The 4434-nt window shown below is 61.9% G+C and carries 5 protein-coding genes; 4 read left to right on the top strand and 1 reads right to left on the bottom strand.

The window, feature by feature from the left end; genetic code table 11:
• The 4 genes from MOV61_RS28590 to MOV61_RS28575 all read left to right on the top strand — a co-directional run.
• On the top strand, nt 1-1081 hold a 1081-nt coding region (locus tag MOV61_RS28590; RefSeq protein ID WP_247139007.1), incomplete at its 5' end, for an extensin family protein.
• A gap of 9 nt (nt 1082-1090) precedes the next feature.
• A complete protein-coding gene (locus MOV61_RS28585) occupies nt 1091-1414 on the top strand; it encodes an MmcQ/YjbR family DNA-binding protein (RefSeq protein ID WP_038542704.1) in 324 nt (107 codons plus the stop codon).
• A gap of 654 nt (nt 1415-2068) precedes the next feature.
• Entirely contained in the window at nt 2069-2995 is a 927-nt protein-coding gene (locus tag MOV61_RS28580) for an ABC transporter ATP-binding protein (RefSeq protein WP_247139006.1), read from the top strand.
• Entirely contained in the window at nt 2992-3753 is a 762-nt protein-coding gene (locus MOV61_RS28575; RefSeq protein WP_247139005.1) for an ABC transporter permease, read from the top strand. The genes MOV61_RS28580 and MOV61_RS28575 overlap by 4 nt, the downstream gene beginning before the upstream one ends.
• A gap of 29 nt (nt 3754-3782) precedes the next feature.
• Here the strand turns inward: MOV61_RS28575 and MOV61_RS28570 are convergent.
• Nucleotides 3783-4434, bottom strand: a 652-nt coding sequence (locus MOV61_RS28570) for an MFS transporter (protein ID WP_247139004.1), incomplete at its 5' end; no start/stop codon positions are given.

Genomic DNA, 4434 nt, shown 5'->3' with positions numbered 1-4434 from the left:
AATCATCCTGCCGATGATCGACAGCGACGAGGCGATGCAGCAGCAGGCCTCCGCCCGACAGCGCAACACGACCCGCAATGCCGCGCCGACGACCATTCCGGAAGACGGCGTCAACATCGATGCCGAGCTCGGTTTCGGCCCCGACGAGAGCGACGTCACGGGGCTTGCCGCGGAAGAGGATTCCGATATCGCCGAAGGTGTCGGCGACCAGCCCGTCGTCGACGGCATCGGCACCGACAATCCCCGCGCGCTGCAGTCGCGCCGCCAGCCGATCTCCCAACCCATGAACGACGACCGCGTGCGGGTGCCGCCGAAGCGCCAGGGCGCTGGCCTGCAAGGCGATCTTTCGAGCGGCAACGCGGCCAATCGCGACATGGCTTGGGGTAATGAGCGGAGCATAGCACCTCCCGGCAGCAGATCGGCGGCCGGCACTCAGCAGGTGGCAATGCTGCGGCCCAACAATCCGATGATCGACAGTGGCCCGATGAGCCAGCGCGACATGCCCTGGCAGCGCGATGTGATGCCGCAGTCGGAGGTGAGCTGCCGGGCGGAACTGAGGCGCCTCGGCGTCGAATTCGACGACCGGCCGCCCATCGACGCAGGCCCGAGCTGCAGGGTGCCTTATCCAGTGAAACTCTCCGGCCTGTCCGGCAATATCGACGTCAAGCCGGCCGTCACGCTGAACTGCCAGACGACGCTCGCCTTTGCCAAATGGGTGAAGAACGAGCTCGCGCCTTCCGCCCGTTACCGCTATCTGACCGGCATCCAGAAGATCGTGCCGATGGGCGGTTATTCCTGCCGGCGGATGAACAACAGCAACCAGCTCAACAATCCGATGTCCGAGCATGCCAAGGGCAACGCCATCGACATCGGCCAGATCGTGCTGAAGGATGGCCACGAGATCGACGTGCGCAAGAAGGGCCTGTTCTCGATGCGCGAGGGCGGCCTTCTGAAGGCGGTGCGCAGCGACAGCTGCAAGTATTTCAGCACTGTGCTCGGTCCGGGCAGCAATGCGGAACACTGGAACCATTTTCACTTCGACCTGCGCTCCCGCAGGGGCGGCAAGCGCTATTGCGACTGAGGTCTGACGATGGCCGATGCCGACATGCTCCGCAACTTGGCCCTCTCGCTCGAAGGAACGTCCGAGGCGCCGCATTTCGACCGGTCGGCGTTCAAGGTCAGGCGCATCTACGCGACGCTTGCGGCCGATGGCCTGACCGCGAATTTCAGGTTCACGCCCGACGAGCAGCAGTTCAAATGCGAGATGCTGCCGAATGCTTTTTCGCCCGTTCAGAACGCCTGGGGCCGTCAAGGCTGGACGACGGCGGTTCTTTCCGAACTCGAAGAGGCGGACCTCCGCGACGCCCTGGAAACCGCATGGCGGCATGCGCTGCCCGGCAGACGCAGGACCTGAGCTTCCGCTTCGGATATGGCGATTGCGGCGAGCCTGTGGACATTAACGCTCCTTAAACCATATGCGGAAACCAAACTGGAACCATAAGCAGCGGCGACGCAAGAGTGGTGGTGCCGCAGTCCGCCCCCCAGGCTTTACCCCTACTGCGGCACGAGACCCGACGCGCAGACCATGCCCATCGCGCGTCGGGTCTCACCCGGCCTCCCGAACGGAATTGGCTTGAACCCACAAAAAAGAAAGCCGGCTCAGGGAGCCGGCGAGAGTGGAGGTCGGGCTCGCGGGGAGGAGCCGTGCTTCCGGTTACTGAAGAACTCATACTTGAAAACAGTACGCATGCGGCAAGCGGAAAACGAGAAAGACTAAAACACTATGGTCATGACGGTCGCGCGAGGGGTTACGTGCGGCGTAAAGGGCGGGACCGTTGCTTGCCTGGTGGGACAATGCTGTAGGAACGTCACGGAAAAATGACAGCGGCGGTTTCTTCGGTCGAGACATCGCGGTCGAGACCGGATCGTCATTCCGGAGCGGCTCTTCCCGTCGATTATCCTCTGAAACCGTCAGCAATATTCTTCCACAAGGGATGGTTTCGAAGGTTGGGGTGCCTATATTCGCGGCGCATCCCGCAAATAGAATCCTTGGGAAGAACCGTTCCGCATGGCCTCAGTCGTTTCCATAGATAAGCTTACCAAGACCTACGAGAACGGGTTCCAGGCGCTGAAAGGCATCGACCTGGAAATCGAGGAAGGCGAGATCCTCGCGCTGCTCGGCCCGAACGGCGCCGGCAAGACGACGCTGATCTCGATCATCTGCGGCCTCGTCAATCCATCGACCGGCAAGGTCATGGTCGGCGGCCACGATGTCATCCGGGATTTCCGCCAGACGCGGTCGCTGATTGGCCTGGTGCCGCAGGAATTGACGACCGACATGTTCGAGACGGTGTGGAATACGGTCAGCTTTTCCCGCGGTGTCTATGGCAAGAAGCCTGATCCGGCGCTGGTCGAGAGGGTGCTGAAGGAATTGTCGCTCTGGAGCAAGAAGGACAACATGCTGCGCGAACTTTCGGGCGGCATGAAGCGGCGGGTGATGATCGCCAAGGCGCTCGCCCATGAACCGAAAATCCTGTTCCTCGACGAACCGACCGCCGGCGTCGACGTCAACCTGCGCCGCGAGATGTGGCAGCTGGTCGAGAAGCTGCGTGAAAGCGGCGTCACCATCATCCTCACCACCCACTATATCGAGGAGGCGGAAGAGATCGCCGACCGGGTGGGCGTCATCAACGGTGGCAAGCTGCTGCTGATCGAGGAAAAGGAGGCGCTGATGAAGAAGCTCGGCCGCAAGCAGCTCCGGCTCGAACTGTCCGAGCCGCTGAAGGTACTGCCGGAAAGCCTCGCTGCCTACAACCTGACGCTTTCCGAAGACGGCACGGCACTGATCCACGAATACCAGGGAGAGGAAGGGCAGGGCACGATTGCATCGCTGCTGTCGACGCTCGCCGCCCAGGACATTCATTTCCGCGATCTTTCCACGCGACAGAGCTCGCTTGAGGATATTTTCGTGGCACTGGTGGGAGAAGACGCATGAATTTCGAAGCGATCAAGTCGATCTATGTCTTCGAGATGGCCCGGCTGCGGCGCACGCTGCTGCAGAGCGTCATTTCGCCGGTCATCACCACCTCGCTCTATTTCATCGTCTTCGGCACCGCGATCGGTTCGCGCATCCAGACGGTCGAGGGCGTTTCCTACGGGTCGTTCATCACGCCCGGCCTGATCATGCTGACGTTGCTGACGCAATGCATCAGCAACGGCTCGATCGGCATCTATTTCCCGAAATTCACCGGCACGATCTACGAAATCCTGTCGGCGCCGGTGGCGATGACCGAGATCATCGTCGGTTATGTCGGCGCGGCGGCGACCAAGGGGCTGATCATCGGCCTGATCATCCTCGCTACCGCCTCGTTCTTCGTCGACATTCACATCGCCCATCCGATCATGATGGTGCTTTTCCTGGTGCTGACGGCGGTCACCTTCAGCATGTTCGGTTTCATCATCGGCATCTGGGCGAAGAATTTCGAGCAGCTCAACGTCATTCCGATGCTGGTCGTGCCGCCTTTGACATTCCTCGGCGGCAGCTTCTATTCGATCAACATGCTGCCGCCCTTCTGGCAGACGGTCAGCCATTTCAACCCGGTCCTTTATCTCGTCTCCGGCTTCCGCTGGAGTTTCTACGAGATCGCCGACGTCAACCCGATGGTGAGCCTCGGGATGATCACCCTCTTCCTGGTCATCTGCCTGTCGATCCTGGGCTGGATCTTCAAGACGGGTTATCGGCTGCGCAACTGACCGCAGCCGATAACGTTTTGAGGGTACGTTCAGCCTTGGCTGAGCTGGACCTGGCGTCCGCCGCGTGCGACCATCACCGACGCACCGAGAATGGCTGCGATGCCAAGGAAGGTCATGACGCCAAGCGGCCCTTGAGCGTCGATCAGCAGGCCGCCGAGTACGGCGCCGCTGGATATGGCGATCTGGAAGGTCGTCAGCAGCAGCGCGCCGGCGCTTTCCGCCTCGTCAGGGGCGGCCCGGGTGATGTAGCTCTGGATGCTGACCGGCAGCGCGCCGAAGGCAAAACCCCAGAGCGTGATGGCGACCGCCGCGGCCGTCGTCGAAGCCCCGAGGGAGACGAGGAGCACGGCGGAAACGGCGATCAGGCCGGAGGCGAAGACGACGCCGAGCGTCGAGCTGCGTTCGGTGATCATGCCACCGACGATATTGCCGAAGAAGCCGCCGGCGCCATAGGCGAGCAGGAGGAGCGAGACCATCTCGACGTTAAGCCGCGGAACGTCTTCCAGATAGGGGCGGATATAGGTGAAGCCCGCAAAATGGCCGGCGACGATGAGAAGGGTGGCGATCAGGCCGATGCGGATCTTCGGCCGCTTGAGGACTTCCGCCAGCGTGCCGAGACCGGCATGTCCGGCAGGCGGCAGCGAGGGTACGGTGACGAGCTGCGCGATGAGCGCCAGCACG

It is taken from the genome of Neorhizobium sp. BETTINA12A, from assembly GCF_023006485.1.
GTDB lineage: Bacteria > Pseudomonadota > Alphaproteobacteria > Rhizobiales > Rhizobiaceae > Neorhizobium.
This window is presented reverse-complemented; position numbering and strand designations above follow the sequence as displayed.